At 61.9% G+C, this 16,391-nt stretch carries 17 protein-coding genes and 1 pseudogene; 11 read left to right on the forward strand and 7 right to left on the reverse strand.

Going from position 1 to position 16,391, the window contains the following annotated elements:
* From MVC20_RS03810 to MVC20_RS03830, 5 genes and pseudogenes are all read left to right on the forward strand, one after another.
* Positions 1–129, forward strand: a pseudogene (locus MVC20_RS03810) (S-(hydroxymethyl)glutathione dehydrogenase); the annotation flags it as partial.
* A 111-nt stretch (positions 130–240) separates the two neighbouring features.
* Positions 241–2,043, forward strand: a complete 1,803-nt coding sequence (xoxF5, locus tag MVC20_RS03815; protein ID WP_297538610.1) for a lanthanide-dependent methanol dehydrogenase XoxF5 — start codon at positions 241–243, stop codon at positions 2,041–2,043.
* 83 nt (positions 2,044–2,126) lie between these two features.
* Complete coding sequence (locus MVC20_RS03820) at positions 2,127–2,663, forward strand: c-type cytochrome, methanol metabolism-related (protein WP_297538612.1); 537 nt, start codon at positions 2,127–2,129, stop codon at positions 2,661–2,663.
* On the forward strand, positions 2,647–3,474 hold the full coding sequence (locus tag MVC20_RS03825; protein WP_297538614.1) for a substrate-binding domain-containing protein: 828 nt from the start codon (positions 2,647–2,649) through the stop codon (positions 3,472–3,474). Before MVC20_RS03820 ends, MVC20_RS03825 begins: the two co-directional genes overlap by 17 nt.
* Positions 3,471–4,019, forward strand: coding sequence for a PQQ-dependent catabolism-associated CXXCW motif protein (locus MVC20_RS03830; RefSeq protein ID WP_297538616.1), 549 nt, complete (start codon positions 3,471–3,473; stop codon positions 4,017–4,019). The genes MVC20_RS03825 and MVC20_RS03830 overlap by 4 nt, the downstream gene beginning before the upstream one ends.
* A gap of 135 nt (positions 4,020–4,154) precedes the next feature.
* Here MVC20_RS03830 and MVC20_RS03835 read toward each other — a convergent pair whose 3' ends face one another.
* The 7 genes from MVC20_RS03835 to MVC20_RS03865 all read right to left on the reverse strand — a co-directional run bounded on the left by MVC20_RS03835 (position 4,155) and on the right by MVC20_RS03865 (position 9,123).
* Positions 4,155–4,970, reverse strand: a complete 816-nt coding sequence (locus MVC20_RS03835) for a quinoprotein dehydrogenase-associated SoxYZ-like carrier (RefSeq protein WP_297538618.1) — start codon at positions 4,968–4,970, stop codon at positions 4,155–4,157.
* 1 nt (position 4,971) lies between these two features.
* On the reverse strand, positions 4,972–5,490 hold the full coding sequence (locus tag MVC20_RS03840; protein WP_297538620.1) for a DUF3280 domain-containing protein: 519 nt from the start codon (positions 5,488–5,490) through the stop codon (positions 4,972–4,974).
* 60 nt (positions 5,491–5,550) lie between these two features.
* A complete protein-coding gene (locus MVC20_RS03845; RefSeq protein ID WP_297538622.1) occupies positions 5,551–6,735 on the reverse strand; it encodes an amino acid aminotransferase in 1,185 nt (394 codons plus the stop codon).
* Positions 6,735–7,586 (reverse strand): 3-mercaptopyruvate sulfurtransferase, encoded by an 852-nt coding sequence (gene sseA / locus MVC20_RS03850; protein WP_297538624.1) that lies wholly within the window; start codon positions 7,584–7,586, stop codon positions 6,735–6,737. Before sseA ends, MVC20_RS03845 begins: the two co-directional genes overlap by 1 nt.
* An 80-nt stretch (positions 7,587–7,666) precedes the next feature.
* A complete protein-coding gene (locus MVC20_RS03855; RefSeq protein WP_297538626.1) occupies positions 7,667–7,927 on the reverse strand; it encodes an SsrA-binding protein in 261 nt (86 codons plus the stop codon).
* A 15-nt stretch (positions 7,928–7,942) separates the two neighbouring features.
* The gene (smpB, locus tag MVC20_RS03860; protein WP_297538628.1) at positions 7,943–8,419 is read right to left on the reverse strand and encodes an SsrA-binding protein SmpB; all 477 of its coding nucleotides are present in this window, start codon (positions 8,417–8,419) and stop codon (positions 7,943–7,945) included.
* A 47-nt stretch (positions 8,420–8,466) separates the two neighbouring features.
* Positions 8,467–9,123: a GntR family transcriptional regulator gene (locus MVC20_RS03865; RefSeq protein WP_297538630.1), complete on the reverse strand. Its 657-nt coding sequence runs from the start codon at positions 9,121–9,123 to the stop codon at positions 8,467–8,469.
* Between the two features lie 136 nt (positions 9,124–9,259).
* Between MVC20_RS03865 and dctP the strand changes: the two genes are divergently transcribed.
* The 6 genes from dctP to MVC20_RS03895 all read left to right on the forward strand — a co-directional run bounded on the left by dctP (position 9,260) and on the right by MVC20_RS03895 (position 16,386).
* Entirely contained in the window at positions 9,260–10,246 is a 987-nt protein-coding gene (gene dctP / locus MVC20_RS03870; RefSeq protein ID WP_297538632.1) for a TRAP transporter substrate-binding protein DctP, read from the forward strand.
* Between the two features lie 69 nt (positions 10,247–10,315).
* The gene (locus tag MVC20_RS03875) at positions 10,316–10,864 is read left to right on the forward strand and encodes a TRAP transporter small permease (RefSeq protein WP_297538634.1); all 549 of its coding nucleotides are present in this window, start codon (positions 10,316–10,318) and stop codon (positions 10,862–10,864) included.
* Positions 10,864–12,180 carry a TRAP transporter large permease gene (locus MVC20_RS03880; RefSeq protein WP_297538636.1) on the forward strand — a complete coding sequence of 439 codons (1,317 nt, stop codon included), beginning with the start codon at positions 10,864–10,866 and terminating at the stop codon, positions 12,178–12,180. Before MVC20_RS03875 ends, MVC20_RS03880 begins: the two co-directional genes overlap by 1 nt.
* Positions 12,177–13,421, forward strand: a complete 1,245-nt coding sequence (locus MVC20_RS03885) for a malonyl-CoA decarboxylase (RefSeq protein WP_297538637.1) — start codon at positions 12,177–12,179, stop codon at positions 13,419–13,421. Before MVC20_RS03880 ends, MVC20_RS03885 begins: the two co-directional genes overlap by 4 nt.
* 12 nt (positions 13,422–13,433) lie before the next feature.
* On the forward strand, positions 13,434–14,951 hold the full coding sequence (locus MVC20_RS03890; RefSeq protein ID WP_297538639.1) for a malonyl-CoA synthase: 1,518 nt from the start codon (positions 13,434–13,436) through the stop codon (positions 14,949–14,951).
* Between the two features lie 253 nt (positions 14,952–15,204).
* On the forward strand, positions 15,205–16,386 hold the full coding sequence (locus tag MVC20_RS03895; protein ID WP_297538641.1) for an ABC transporter substrate-binding protein: 1,182 nt from the start codon (positions 15,205–15,207) through the stop codon (positions 16,384–16,386).
* Positions 16,387–16,391: the final 5 nt, after the last annotated feature.

Consider the following 16,391-nt stretch of genomic DNA (forward strand, 5'->3'; position numbering starts at 1 on the left):
GACTGGTACATGCAGGGCAAGATCGAGATCGACCCGATGATCACCCACACCATGCCGCTCGACGACATCAACAAGGGCTTCGACCTCATGCACTCCGGGGAAAGCATCCGCAGCGTGGTGGTCTACTAAGCGCGGCCCCGAAGAGGGGCTGCAACCCAAGAAATGTGCTCCGGTTCCATCGCAGAGGAGGGCGGTGCGGGGCAACAGACAGACGACAAAGTTTCATCCAGGGAGGAGAAAATGAAGAAATCACTCTTGATGTCGGCGGCGTTCTTTGTCGGCGCATCCGGCATGGCCATGGCCAATGAAGATCTGCAAGCGCAGATCGCCAATCCCAAGCAATGGGCGATCCAGACCGGCGACTATGCCAACACGCGCTATTCCGGGTTGGACCAGATCAACAAGGACAATGTGGGCAAGTTGCAGGTCGCTTGGACATTCTCGACCGGCGTCTTGCGCGGGCATGAAGGCTCGCCGCTGGTGGTCGGGGACATCATGTATGTCCACACGCCGTTTCCGAACATCGTTTATGCGCTCGACCTGAACGACAACGGCAAGATCATCTGGAAATACGAGCCCAAGCAGGACCCGAACGTGATCCCCGTCATGTGCTGTGACACGGTCAACCGGGGCGTGGCCTATGCCGATGGCAAGATCTTCCTGCATCAGGCGGATACAACCGTGGTGGCATTGGATGCCAAGACCGGCGAGGTCAAGTGGACCGCCGTGAATGGCGATCCTTCGATTGGCGAGACCAACACCGCGACGGTGCTGCCGGTCAAGGATAAGGTGATCGTCGGTATCTCGGGTGGTGAATTCGGTGTGCGCGGCCACACGACCGCCTATGACATGAACACCGGCGAAATGGTGTGGCGCGCCTATTCGATGGGGCCGGACAGCGACACGCTGATTGATCCGGAGAACACCACCCATCTGGGCAAGCCGGTGGGGCCGGATTCAGGCACGAACACCTGGGAAGGCGATCAGTGGAAGATCGGTGGCGGGGCAACCTGGGGCTGGTATTCCTATGACCCGGAGCTCGATCTCTTCTATTACGGCACCGGCAACCCCTCGACCTGGAACCCGGCGCAGCGTCCCGGCGACAACCGCTGGTCCATGACCATCATGGCGCGTGATCCCGATGACGGGATGGCCAAATGGCTCTATCAGATGACCCCGCATGACGAATGGGATTATGACGGCGTCAACGAGATGATCCTGACGGATCAAGAGGTGAACGGTCAGATGCGCAAGCTCTTGACCCACCCGGACCGCAACGGTCTGGCCTATACTCTGGACCGCGAGACCGGCGAATTGCTGGTGGCCGAGAAGTTTGACCCGGCGGTGAACTGGACCACAGGCGTGGATATGGACCCGGCCTCCGAGACCTACGGCCGCCCGGCTGTGGTGGCCGAGTATTCCACCGAGCAGAATGGCGAGGATGTGAACTCGACCGGCATCTGTCCGGCGGCACTTGGCACCAAGGACCAGCAGCCCTCGGCCTATAGCCCCAAGACGGGTCTGTTCTATATCCCGACCAACCACGTCTGCATGGATTACGAACCGTTCCGCGTGAGCTATACCGCCGGTCAGCCCTATGTGGGTGCCACGCTGGCGATGTATCCCGCGCCGGGAAGCCATGGCGGCATGGGCAATTTCATCGCCTGGGACAACATCGAGGGCAAGATCAAGTGGTCGATCCCCGAGCAGTTCTCGGTCTGGTCAGGTGCTCTGGCCACGGCGGGCGATGTGGTGTTCTACGGCACGCTTGAGGGCTATCTCAAGGCGATTGACGCCGCGACCGGTGACGAGCTTTACAGCTTCAAGACACCGTCGGGTATCATCGGCAACGTGATGACCTATGAGCATGGTGGCAAGCAATATGTCGGTATCCTGTCGGGGATCGGCGGCTGGGCCGGGATCGGCCTTGCGGCGGGTCTGACCGATCCGAATGCCGGTCTGGGGGCCGTGGGCGGCTACGCGGCGCTGAGCGACTATACCGCGCTCGGTGGCCAGCTGACCGTCTTCAAGCTGCCGGATTGATCCCGTATCCGACCAACTGACAGGCGGCGCGGCACCCTGATGTGCCGCGCCGCCGCACCTGAATATCCCAAAAGGAGCTACGTATGATGACGCCCCGCCGCCTCTTGTCCACCGGTTTGACCGCATGTCTCGCGCTTGTCGCCCTGCCGGTGATTGGCGAAGAGGCCCCGTCGCCCGACGATCCCAAATTCGCCGCCTCTTATGAACAGGATGGCCTGTATTTCACGGCTGATGATATTCCCACCTTCAACGTGGCCGAGGATGGCACGGTGGATTGGCGGACCTTCTCCGGTTTCCGGCGCTATCACGCGGAATGCCATGTCTGTCACGGACCGGATGGCGAAGGTTCGACCTATGCGCCCGCGCTGAAGAATTCGGCGGTGAAGATGGATTACTACGATTTCTACGGCGTGGTCGCGGAAGGGCGGCAGAAGGTGAATGCGTCGGAAAATTCGGTGATGCCATCCTTTGGCACCAACCCGAATGTGATGTGCTATCTTGATGACATCTACGTGTATCTCAAGGCGCGTGGACTGGGTGTGGTCGAGCGGGGCCGGCCGGCCAAGAAAGAGGCGAAATCAGAGGGTATACAGGCGGCAGAAGATGCGTGCATGGGCTAAGGTTCTGGCCATCGCCGCCACGCTCTTGCCGGGGGCCGCGATGGCACAGATGGCGGAACTGGTTTCGCAGTCGGCGCTGCGGGTCTGCGCCGATCCTGCCAATGACCCCATGTCGACCGAGGCGGGCACCGGGTTTGAGAACAAGATCGCGGACCTGCTGGCGACGCAGTTGGAAAGGCCGGTGGAATACACGTGGTTTCCAATGGCCACAGGTTTCGTGCGTCGGACCCTGGGCGAAAAACGATGCGACGTGATCATCGGTTTTGCGCAGGGTCACGAACTGGTGCAGAACACCAATCACTACATGGTCTCGGCCTATACGCTCATCCTGCCGCAGACGGGCGAGTTGTCGGATGTGGTGACGCTGGCCGATCCGCGCCTCAAGGGCAAGGTTCTGGGTATCGTCGCGGGCAGCCCGCCGGGCACGCATATGGCGCGCAACGGGCTGATGGCCAAGGCGCGTGCCTATCCTCTGTTCGTTGACCGACGCGTGCAGTCGCCCGCGCAGGACATGCTCCGGGATCTAGAGGCCGGAGAGATTGACGCCGCCGTGCTGTGGGGGCCCATCGGCGGCCCTCTGGTCAAGCGCGAGCATCCCGGTTTGAAAGTGGTGCCGCTGCTGAAAGAGGTGGGCGCGCCCAAGATGTTTTACCGGATCACCATGGGGGTGCGCCTGGGTGAGGATCAATGGAAGCGAGAGCTGAACTCTCTGATCCGGCGCAATCAAGGAGCGATCGACGCGATTCTGGACGAGGCCGGTGTTCCGCTTCTCAATGACATGGGTACAGATACCAAGGTACTCACGCAATGATCCGGGCAGGTCTGGTCGCGCTGATGCTGTTGGCCGGACCGGTGGCGGCGCAGGGGGTCGCAGAGCCCAACGGCTATCGCGGAGAGCCCTATCGCGCCCCGGTGCCTGCGACATTGGCAGGGGCGGTTGTGGTCGATGCCAGCGCTGCGCATGACCTCTGGCAGGGGGGCAAAGTGGCCTTTGTCGACGTGCTCCCGCGCCCGCCCAAGCCTGCGAACCTGCCAGCGGGCACGCTCTGGCGCGACAAGCCGCGGCTGTCCATTCCAGGTGCCATCTGGTTGCCAAATACTGGATACGAGCGGATTGCACCCGAAACGGAGACCTATCTGCGGGAGGGGCTGGCAGAGGTGACGGGGGGCGATCCGAACCATCCGGTGCTGTTCTTCTGTCTGGCGGACTGCTGGATGTCGTGGAACGCGGCCAAGCGGGCGCTGGAGATGGGATATTCCGAAGTTTACTGGTTCCCAGAGGGCACCGATGGCTGGGATTTTGAAGACTATCCTCTGGAAAAGATCGAGGCCCGGGCAGGCGAGCCGGGGACGTAAGCTGTCGCGATTGGCGTTGAGCGACGTTGCTCGCACATGGTGATCCGCGCGATGCATGCCGCGCCTTGAGCCCGCGCTTAGGTGGTCGGGGGCGACGTCAGCTCAAGGCCCGATTTCCACCATCCTGCCCTCTTCTCAATACGCCGCAAGGCTGGTGCGGGCGCTGGTCTCGGTTCCGTCGGTATCACGCAGGCCAACCTCTGCTGTCGTGGTGCCTGTCGGGATCGAGACCCGCAATCGCGGGTTCTCAGAGAGGGAGATGCTTCCCGTCATAGTGAGATAGGGCCGGTCGTCGAGTGTGATCGCGATCGTATCCACCACGCGCATCGGCGTGAAAAGCAGCGTGATCTGGTCCATTGCCAGCCCGGAATGGCTGGGATGACTGATGTCCACGTCAAGCGCGCGAACCTTGCCCGCGAGGGTGGCAAGGCGCGTGTTCACGCTCTTGCTGGCGGCGGTGAGGTCGGGCAGAAAGGCCAGTTCCATTTCGCCCAATGTGGCAAGAGCCGCGATGGGATCGGTGCCAGGCGGTGCGGCGCAGGCACCCTGGCCCGAAGTCTTGAGAAACGCCTCAGCCATGTGCCGCTCGCCGGTATCGGTGAGGGCCACGAGGTGAAGCGGCGTTTGCCCGTTGAGCCGGGTGGTGAGGGAAAAGGCAAATTCGGCCTGTGGGGCGGTCAATTGGAATTCGGCGGCGACGGGCGCGGGGTTTTCGTCGATCACAAGCGTTACGGCGGTGATCTTCTGCCCCGGCGGCGCAACGACATGCCCGCCCAACACGGTGCGCGCATCATCCGTGGCGCGGTAGGGCGCATCAAGCGTGACATGCGCGCTTTGCGCGAGGAGGGGCGCGTCGCCATAGAGAGCGGTCTGAATGTCGGGCCAAGCGGACTGCGCCAGTGCGGGGCCAGAAAGCAGCAGGGCCGCAAGGGCCGGGGCCAGATGTTTCATGTCATCCCTCCGCAAAAATATGGGTCTTGAAGATATAGCGCATGCCGCGCAGCCAGGAATCATCGGTGTTGGAGCGGATATCGACCGCGCGGGCGCGCACCACCTCGCCGCCTGGCACAGCGCGCAGCACGAGGTTCATCGACAGGATCAGGTTCGAGACCTTTTGCACCTCTCCCACCAGCACGTAATCGGCATCCAGCCGCGCGGCGAGGCGGGTTTCGCAGCCGTAACAATCGGCAGGGTTGGTCACGCCGGCAAGCTCAGTGGAAATCGGCGCCAGATCGACGATGGTAAACCCATCTTCGGCAAAGCGGGCCTCGACATAATCGCGCACAAGCGCCAGTCGCGCGGTCTCATCGGAACGCACAGGGTTATAGGCCCCTTCGGTCGATGTGTCGATGAAGGTGATCCCGAGAAAGGCGACGCGCGCCCCATCGCGCAACGGCACAAGCCCCTGCGCCGTGGCGGCGGAGGCCGACAGCAACCCGGCCAGTAGCCAGAGGAAAAGTGGCCTTTTCATGCGGCGATGTTATGCCGCGTCAGGGAGGGGCGCTATGCGACTTTGGGTGGAGGGGGCGTCCTAGACGCCCACCTCGATCATCGCCTTGGCCAAGATCGGCACCGTCTTCGCGTTGAGCCCCGCGATATTGATGCGGCTGTCGCCGATCATGTAGATCGCGTGATCGGCGCGCAGGCGCTCGACCTGCTCGGGGGTGGCCCCGAGGCGCGAGAACATGCCACGATGCTGCGCGATAAAGCCGAAGCGGTCCGAACCCGAGAGGCGCTGCAACTCTGCTGCAAGGGATTCGCGCAGCTTGAGCATGCCAAGGCGCACCTCCTCAAGCTCTGACTGCCAGTCGGCACGCAGAGCGGGATCGGTCAGCACCATTGTCACCAGTCGCGCGCCGTGATCGGGCGGGAAGGAATAGTTCTGGCGGTTGAGATAGGCGAGATTGCCTTGGGTAACTTTCTGCAAGGCGCGGTCCTGCGCCACGGCCATCAGGATTCCGGTGCGCTCGCGGTAGATGCCGAAATTCTTGGAGCAGCTGGCCGCAATCAGCATCTCGGGGCAGTTTTCCGCCACGAACCGCACCGCGGCGGCATCAGCCTCGAGCCCGTCACCGAAACCCTGATAGGCGATGTCGATCATCGGCAGCGCGCCGCGCGCATTGAGCAGATCCACCACGGCCCGCCACTCGGTCATGTTGAGATTGGCGCCGGTCGGGTTGTGACAGCAGCCGTGCAAGAGCACCACATCGCCTGCGCGCAGACCATCGAGATCGGCCATCATGCCGGTGAAATCGACGCCCACGGTTTCAGGGTCGAAATAGCGATACATCACCACCTCGATGCCCATATGGGCAAGAATGCTCAGGTGGTTGGGCCATGTCGGGTCAGAGACAAAGACGCGGGCACCGGGGCTGGCCATCTTGACGAGATCAAAGGCCTGACGCACCGCGCCGGTGCCGCCCGGCGTGGCAATGGCAGAAACCTGATCGCGCGCGACCGCATCGCCCAGAACCAGCGCGATCATCGCATCAGCGAATGCCGGATCACCGGCGAGGGCGGTATAGGCCTTGGTGGTCTCAGTTTCCCAGAGCTGTTTTTCGGCGGCCTTGACCGCGCGCATCACCGGGGTCACGCCCTCGGGGGTTTTGTAGACGCCGACGCCAAGGTCGATCTTGGTCTCGCGCGGATCCTCGCGGAACGCCTGGCCGAGGGCCAGAATCTTGTCAGCGGGTTTTTCTTTCAAGGCGTCAAACATCAGGCTTCTCCAGTGGCGACAGGCAGGGTGGGGAACGCGCCCCATTCGGTCCAGGACCCGTCATACAGCGCATGGTCGGTCTTGCCGATCCGCTCCAGCGCCAGATTGATGATGGCGGCGGTCACGCCAGAGCCGCAGGAGGTGATGACCGGCTTGGTCATGTCCACACCGGCTGCAGCAAAGACCGCGCGCAGGGCGTCGGGGTCTTTCATGGTCATGTCGGCGTTCAAGAGGTCCGTATAGGGCACGTTCTTGGAGCCGGGGATGTGGCCGGCGCGCAGACCGGCGCGGGGCTCGGCGGCTTCGCCGCGAAAGCGGGCTGCAGAGCGGGCATCGAGAATTTCGTAGTCGCCCAGCTTGGCTGCGGCGGCGACCTGGGTCACGTCCTTGACCATCTGGTTCTGGCGGCGCACGGTCATGTGGCGGTCGCGAATGACGGGCGGCATATCCTCGATTGGGCGACCTTCGGCCTGCCATTTCGGAAAACCGCCATCGAGCACGGCGATATTCTCCTGACCCATCAGCCGGAACAGCCACCAGACGCGGGCCGCGGAAAACAGCCCCTTGGCGTCATAGACCACCACCTGATGCCCGTCACCCACGCCCATGGCGCGCAGTTTGGACATGAATTTTTCGACCGGCGGGGCCATGTGCGGAAGGTCCGATCGCGCATCGCTGATATCGTCGATGTCAAAAAAACGCGCGCCGGGGATATGCGCCGCGTCGTATTCTGCTTGCCCGTTTCGGCCTTCGGCGGCCATGAACATGGTGCCGTCAAGAATACGCAGGTCTGGGTCCTTGAAATGGGCCGCCAGCCAATCGGTGGAAACAAGCGTTTTCGGATCGTCCATGGCTATTTGCCCCCCGGTTCAAACGATTTCTGCCTACAGTCTGAGGGGCAAAAGGGCAAGACCGCGCAGCATTTGCATGGTTATCTGCGCAATAGGCGACCAATGGCCCCAATGGCCCAGAGTATGATGGTGCCGCTCACGGCGGCGGTGGCGACAAGCCGGATCAGATAGGCCGTGTCACCGCCTGTGGCCGGGACGCTGCTCAGGAGATAGGCACCAAGGGCCCCACCGAACGCGCCCAGGCCCGCATGAATGAGCCACCCCAAACGCGGCGAGAGCCAAAGGGAAGCGGCGATCATCGCCGCCGTGGCACCGGTCAGAAGGGCGATCAGCAACTCCATCCGCCGCCCCCTGACCTAGCCGTGATCCTTGAGCAGGCGCTGTTTTTGCCGGGCCCAATCGCGTTTGGCCTCGGTTTCGCGCTTGTCGTGGTTCTTCTTGCCCTTGGCGATCCCGATCTTGAGCTTGGCGATGCCGCGATGGTTGAAATAGAGCACGAGGGGCACAAGCGTCATGCCCTTGCGCTGGGTTTCGCTCCAGAGGCGGGACAGTTCTTTTTTGGACACAAGCAGTTTGCGCCGCCGTTTTTCTTCGTGGCCAAAGGTCTTGGCCTGCTCATAGGGGGCGATGTAGGAATTGACGAGCCAGAGTTCGCCATTCTCGACCATGGCATAGCTCTCGGCGATATTGGCACTGTTGACGCGCAGCGATTTCACCTCGGAGCCTTCGAGGATGATGCCACATTCGAGATCGTCCTCGATCGCATAGTCATACCGGGCACGCCGGTTCTCGGCGATCACCTTGTAATTCGGATTTTCCTTTGCCTTGGCCATTGCGCTTACCTAATGGCGCGCGCGGGCGCTGTCCAGCGGGGGTGATGTCATTCCGCAGCGCGACGGAGGCTGGCCATCAGGAGGTGGAATTTTTCGCCCTGAATGGCGACATGGCCGCGCAACACCTCGGCGGCGCGCTCTGCCTCTCCGGCGCGCAGCGCGGCGACTACTGCCTCGTGTTCGGCCATGGATTGCGCCATGCGTCCGCGCAGGCGCAACTGCATCCGGCGAAACGGTTTCAGGCGGCGGTGCAGGCGCAGCGCCTCTTGTTCGAGAAAACCGTTGCCTGCGTGGCGATAGATCATGTGGTGAAACCGCTCGTTCTCGCGGTAGTATCCGTCAGCATCGTCGGCAGCGATGGCCTCGGTGCAGCGGGCGTTGGCGGTGTCGAGCTCGGCAAGGGCCTCTTCCGATATGCGATGCGCGGCCAGACGGCCGCAAACCCCCTCGATTTCGGCCATGGTCTCGAACATTTCCATCAGTTCGACAAGGCCGGGTTGGCGGATGAAAACCCCGCGGCGGGGAATTTGCACCGCCAGACCAGAGGCCACAAGCCGTTGCAATGCCTCACGAATCGGCGTGCGCGAGACATTGAATTGCCGGGCGAGACGAATCTCGTCCAGCCGCTCGCCATCGCTGAAGTCGCCGGTAAAGACCAGCTCTTCCAACGTGTCGGCAATCATGTCTGCGCGGCGTATCTCCATGAAAAAATCGTAGCGAGAGCAGGGTTTGTGCGCAAGTGGGAAAATCTTGTATACAAAAATCTTGACTCTGAATTCAAAACACCAAACACTCCCTCTACGGTCCGGGCCACACGTTCGGGCAGAATGGGAGGAAGAAATGAACAAGATGACTTTCACGGCGGCTGCTGCTGCCGGGATGATGCTGCTGAGCAGCGCAGCCTTTGCCACCGAACTGCGCCTGTCGCATCAGTGGTCGAACAATGATGTGCGTCACAAGGTGGCGCAGATCGTGGCCGACGAGGTGGCCGCCGCAGGCGTCGATCTCGACATCAAGATTTTTGGCTCGGAGTCGCTCTTCAAGGCGCGTGAGCAGTATACGCCGCTGAGCCGCGGTCAGCTTGACATGACCGTTCTGCCGCTCAGCTATGCCGGGGGGCAACAGCCCGCCTACAACCTCACGCTGATGCCTGGTCTGGTCAAGAACCACGACCACGCCGCGCGCCTGTCCGACAGCCCCTTCATGGAGGCGATCGAGGCCAAGATGGCCGAGGATGACGTGATGGTTCTGGTCCATGGCTATCTGGCCGGTGGGTTCGCCAGCACCGACAAATGCATCACCAAGCCCGAGGATGTGGCGGGCATGCAGACCCGTGCTGCAGGCAAGGCGTTTGAGCAGATGCTGGCCGGTGCGGGCGCGTCGATCGCCTCGATGGCCTCGTCCGAGATTTACAACGCGATGCAGACCGGCGTTCTGGATGCGGTCAACACCTCGTCCTCGTCTTTCGTGTCCTATCGCATCTACGAGCAGGTGAAGTGCTACACGCCTGCCGGCGATGTGGCTCTGTGGTTCATGTACCAGCCGCTGCTTATGAACAAGTCCACCTTTGACGGGCTGAGCGCGGAACAGCAGGCGGCGTTGATGGCGGCGGCGGAAAAGGCCGAAGCCTTCTATCTCGACGAAGCCAAGAAAGAGGATGCGGCCTCGGTTCAGGTGTTCAAGGATGCGGGCGTCGAGATTGCCGCGATGACCGAAGAGGATTTCCAGGCCTGGCGCGCGCTGGCGGCCGAAACCTCTTACAAAGAGTTCGTGGCAAGCGTGCCGGATGGACAGGCACTTCTTGATATGGCGTTCGCTGTCGAGTGATCGCCTTTGGCTGCCGCGCGCGATCAGCGCGGCAGCCGATTTCCTGCCCCCCCTGACATGAGGTAGACCATGGCTGGCCATGCATCGGGTGCCGTTGCGCGCACCGGACAAAATCCTTTTCTGCGCGCGGTTGCCGCGCTCTCGACCTTGGCGGGTTGGATCTCTGCTGCGATGATCGTTTGCTCGGTTGCGATCACCTGCCAGATGATCTGGGTACGCTTCGTGATGAACGGCACGACTGTCTGGCAGACAGAGGCGGTGATCTATCTGATGATCGCGGCCACGCTCTTGGGTCTGTCCTATGTGCAGCGCCTGCGCGGGCATGTGAACGTGGATCTGATCCCGCTCGCCGTGCCCAAGCGCGCGCGCAAGGGGTTGGCCGTGGTGACGCTGAGCCTGTCCATCGTGATTGTCGCGATCATGCTCTGGTATGGCTACGAGTTCTGGCACGTCGCATGGGCGCGTGGATGGACCTCGGACACGGTCTGGGCGATTGACCTTTGGATCCCCTATCTCGCCATACCCGTGGGTCTCGGCCTCTTTCTGTTGCAACTGGTCGCCGATCTTGTGGCGCTGCTTTTGAATATTGATGCGCCCTTTGGGCTGGAGGACGTCTGATGGACCCGCTTTTGCTTGGCCTGATCGTTGCGATTGCAACTGTCGTGGTATTATTTTCCGGGGTGTCGGTGGCCTTGGGCCTGCTGATCGTCTCGGGCGGGTTCCTGATCGTGTTCGACGGGATGCGTTCTCTGGAATTGCTGCCGGAAATCTTCTTTGGCAAGCTCAACAACTTTGCGCTTCTGTCGATCCCGATGTTCATCATCATGGGGGCGTCGATCGCATCCACGCGTGCAGGCGCTGACCTCTATGAGGCGCTGGAGCGGTGGCTGACTCGGGTGCCCGGTGGGCTTGTGATCTCGAACCTTGGGGCTTGCGCGCTCTTTTCCGCGATGTCCGGGTCGAGCCCCGCCACCTGTGCCGCGATTGGCAAGATGGGCATCCCCGAGATGCGCAAGCGGGGCTATCCCGATGCGGTTGCCGCGGGTTCTATCGCGGCGGGGGGCACTCTGGGCATTCTCATCCCGCCCTCTGTCACGATGATTGTCTACGGTATCGCCACAGAGACCTCGATCGGGCGGCTGTTTCTGGCTGGGGTCATTCCGGGCCTGTTGCTGGTGGGTCTTTTCATGGCGTGGTCGCTCTATTCCACATGGCGGTCGGGGGATATGAACCTGCTGACGGGGCGCAGCTATAGCTGGCGCGAGCGGTTCGAGATTCTGCCCCGCGTGCTGCCGTTTCTCTTCATCATCATTGGCGTGCTCTATGCCATGTATGGCGGCATCGCCACGCCGTCCGAAACGGCGGCGGTGGGCGCGCTCCTGTGCCTTGTGATTGCCATGGTGATCTACAAGTTGTGGTCGCCGCGTGCGCTCTGGGTCGTGCTGCGCGACAGCACCCGCGAGAGCGTGATGATCCTCTTCATCATCGGGGCTGCGGGGGTGTTCTCCTATATGTTGTCGTCGCTCTTCATCACCCAATCCATCGCCGAATGGATCGGTACATTGGAGGTGAACCGCTGGGTTCTGATGGGCGCGGTCAACGTTTTCCTGCTGATCGCGGGGTTCTTCTTGCCGCCGGTGGCAGTGATCCTGATGGCGGCACCGATCCTGTTGCCGATCATCACGACGGCGGGATTCGATCCGATCTGGTTTGCGGTGGTTCTGACGATCAACATGGAAATCGGTCTGATTTCGCCGCCCGTGGGCCTCAACCTCTATGTGATCAACTCGATCGCGCCGGATATCAAGCTCAAGACAATCCTCGTCGGCTCCTTGCCCTATGTGGGCTGCATGGTCTTGGCGATTGTTCTCTTGTGTCTCTTTCCCGGTCTGGCGACGTGGCTGCCTGATCTGGTCATGGGGTCGATGCGATGAGCGTTCTGGCCGATCTGCTGGCAACGGTATTCGAGCGGCGCTATCGCGGCGCATCCGAGCCGGACCACAAGAACCGGAGCATCGAGGATCTGTGCCGTGACCTGATGGGCAGTTCCGGCGAGGTCTCGGGCATGGCCATGGCGCGGCTGATCCTCGATCGTTACGCCGGGATGGCCGATGATGAAAAGCTGGCGTTCTTTCGGTTCCTGACCGAGGGCATGGGCATCGATCCCGAGGGCGTGCGCAATGCGCTGGATGCGTTCGAGGCGGGGGCGGACCGCGATAGCTATCGCGCCTTCATGGCCGTGTCAGAGCCGCCACGACAGGAATTGGCGCGCCGCCTCAATCAGGTGCCGGGGGCCACGGGGCAGCTTGTGGCGATGCGGGCAGATCTCTTGCGTCTTGCGCGCGATAATCCGGCGCTGGCGGTGGTGGATCTCGATCTCAAGCATCTTTTTGCCTCGTGGTTCAATCGCGGCTTTCTGGTGCTGCGCCCGATCAACTGGTCCTCGCCGGCCGATGTGCTGGAAAAGATCATCGCCTACGAGGCCGTCCACGCGATTGATAGCTGGGACGATCTGCGGCGGCGTCTGGCGCCCAAGGACCGTCGCTGTTTCGGGTTTTTCCACCCTGCCATGCCGGACGAGCCGCTGATTTTCGTCGAGGTCGCGCTGAGCCGGGGCATTCCGGGGGCAATCCACGACGTTCTGTCCGAAGAGCGGGATGTCATTGGTGCGCATGAGGCGGACACGGCTGTGTTCTACTCGATTTCCAATTGCCAGGCGGGATTGGCAGGCATCTCTTTTGGCAATTCGCTGATCAAGCAGGTGGTGGCTGATCTGTCGCAGGAATTGCCGGGGCTCAAGACCTTTGTCACCCTCTCGCCCATTCCGGGGCTGACCCGCTGGCTGCAAGAGAGCGGTGCGGCACTGCCCGACGAGGCAGAAGCGCAGCGCGCGGTCACGGCGCAGTATCTGCTCAAGGCCAAGCGGGGCGATGGCGGCCCGTACGATCCGGTGGCACGGTTCCATCTGGGCAATGGCGCTTCGGTGCATGCCATTCATGCCGATGCGGACCTGTCGCCCAATGGGCAAAAACAATCAGGCGGGGTGATGGTGAATTACCTTTACGACCGCACGCAGATTTCGCAGAACCACGAGCGATTTGCAGGGGCGGGTGTAATTGCCGCCTCTGCCGAGGTGACGGCGCTTGCCGCCGCCGCCGCGAAAAAGACAGAGTGAAGGACAAGAGCCATGGCCAATCCCCTCTACGATAACCTGTTCGGTCGCCATGCCGGGCACAGCGCGCCGTTCCTGCATTTGGCGGATGGTACGGTGGTCAGTTATGATGCGTTTCTGCGTCTGACGGCACGCTATGCCCATGCGCTGCGCGGCGCAGGGCTTGCCCCCGGCGATCGTCTGGCGGCGCAGGTCGAGAAATCGCCCGAGGCGCTTGCGGTCTATGCGGCCTGTGTGCAGGCGGGCATTGTCTTTCTGCCGCTCAACACGGGCTATACCGGCGATGAACTGGGCTATTTCGTGGGCGATAGCGGGGCCAAGGTTCTGCTTTGTGACGAGGCGAAAGCGGGCGCGTTGCAGGGGGTGGCAGAACGTACCGGGGCGGCGCTGATGACGCTCAACGCCGATGGCACTGGCACATTGCCGGAGGCGGCCAAGGAGCTGTCCGAGCGTTTCGAGACCACCGCGCGCGGGCCGGATGACCTGGCGGCGTTTCTCTATACCTCGGGCACGACGGGTCGCTCAAAGGGGGCGATGCTGACACAGCGCAATCTGCTCTCCAACGCCGAGGTCCTGGTGGACTATTGGCGGTTCTCCGCCGGGGACGTGCTTTTGCACGCGCTGCCGATCTTTCACACTCACGGCCTCTTTGTGGCGACCAACATCATCCTCTTGGCGGGCGGGTCGATGATATTCCTGCCCAAATTCGATCAGGATCAGGTGATCGCGCAATTGCCGCGCGCCACCTCGATGATGGGGGTGCCGACATTCTACACCCGTCTTCTGGATGATCCGCGTTTTACCCGTGATCTGGTGGCGCATATGCGGCTCTTTACCTCGGGTTCCGCGCCTTTGTTGGCGGAAACCCATGTGGCGTTCGAAGAGCGCACGGGCCATCGCATTCTTGAGCGCTATGGCATGACCGAGACCAATATGAACACCTCGAACCCCTATGAAGGGACGCGGCGGGCGGGCACGGTGGGCTTTCCTCTGCCTGGTGTAGAGCTCAAGATCACCGATCCGCAGACAGGGGCCGAAGTGCCGCAAGGCGAGATCGGCATCATCGAGGTGCGGGGGCCGAATGTCTTTGCGGGCTATTGGAACATGCCCGAGAAAACCGCTGAGGAATTGCGCGAGAACGGTTTTTTCATCACGGGCGACCTGGGGCTGATCGACGATCAGGGCTATGTGCAGATCGTCGGGCGCAACAAGGACCTGATCATTTCGGGTGGGTACAATATCTACCCCAAGGAAATCGAGTTGTTGCTGGATGAGCAGCCCGGTGTCTTGGAAAGCGCAGTTGTTGGCGTGCCGCATCCCGATTTCGGCGAGACGGTGGTTGGGTTTCTTGTGCCGCAAAAGGGGGCGGCGCTTGATCTGGAGGCGATTGCCGGGGCGGCCGCCAAGAGCCTTGCGCGGTTCAAGCATCCTCGCAAGTTGATCGTGCTCGACGAATTGCCGCGCAACACAATGGGCAAGGTGCAAAAGAACATCCTGCGCGCGGACTATGCCGGGCTGTTTGCCCCGGCGTGAAACTGGCGGAAACGAATGGACCATGGCCCGGCCCCCGATGGTGCCGGGCCTTTTGGTGCTGGTGATTGATCCGTGCGACCAAAGTATGACCTGAGTTAATGCTTTGAAATACATGACGAATAATGCGCAATCTGGGTGGTTTTCCGCAGGCAGGCCTGCTTTCGTGCGAAAGACCCTTACAAACCTGTCGGTTTTGCTAGGATACCCGTATGGGGCGATCACGCCCCCGCAATGACCCTGACGGAGACCGCGCATGTTCCGCTTAGCCCTGCTCGTTCTTGCGGGCCTGCTGACCCTCGCAAAGCCTTCCCAAGCGCAAGAGGTCAAGGCCGTCGTGCTTCGGGTGGACTACCCGGCGCTCTTGCCCGTGTCGCGGCTTGATCTGCGACCGGATGATCTGGGGTTTGCCGGTGCGCAACTGGCGACCGAGGATAACCAGACCACAGGGCAGTTCATGGGCCAGACCTATGTCACGGAATCGGTTGTTGCCACGCCCGAGACCGCCTTGGCCGAGTTCGAGCGATTGCAGGGCGAAGGGCTACGGTTCTTTGCGGTGCAGGCGCGGGCCGAGGAATTGCTGGCGATTTCAGAGGCCGCCGCTCCGGATACGCTGATCTTCAATACGCTGGCACCGGATACCGCGCTGCGCAGCGCCGAATGTCGGGGCAATATCCTGCATATCGCGCCTTCGCGGCAGATGCAGAGCGATGCCGTGGCGCAATTCCTGATCTGGAAGAAATGGCCGCGCTGGGCGCTCATTCACGGCTCGCATCCCGAAGATATTGCGCTGGCCGAGGCCTATCGCGCCTCTGCGGCCAAGTTTGGTGCGAAAATCGTGGATGAGCGTGAGTTCACCGACACGGGCGGCGCGCGACGCACGGATACCGGGCATGTGCAGGTGCAACGACAGTTGCCGGTCTTTACGCAGGACTTGAAAGAGCATGACGTGATCATCGCGGCGGATGAAACCGATGTTTTCGCCACCTATCTGCCGTTTCACACATGGCGGCCTTCGCCCATCGTCGGATCGGCGGGGCTGCGGCCGTTGGAATGGCATCCGGCGCTCGAGGCCTGGGGCGGGACGCAGTTCCAGAACCGGTTCGAGGAGTTGACGGGCCGCTACATGCGCCCCGAGGACTACACCGCCTGGCTCGCGCTGCGGGTGCTGGGCGAGGCGGTGACGCGCACCAAGAGCGCCGATCCCGCCGAAATCCGCGCCTATGCGCTGAGCGACAAGTTTGAACTGGCGGCGTTCAAAGGCCAAAAGCTGACGTTTCGGGCGTGGAATGGTCAGATGCGCCAACCGATCCTGCTGGCCGATGGGCGTATCATGCTGAGCGTGTCGCCGCAGGAGGGGTTCCTGCACCAACGCTCGCTCTTGGATACGCTTGGGCTGGATCAGCCCGAGAGCGCCTGTATCGCCTTTGCCCAATAGGAGAG

Origin of the sequence: Roseovarius sp. (assembly GCF_027019125.1) — a bacterium.
Classification (GTDB): domain Bacteria; phylum Pseudomonadota; class Alphaproteobacteria; order Rhodobacterales; family Rhodobacteraceae; genus Roseovarius.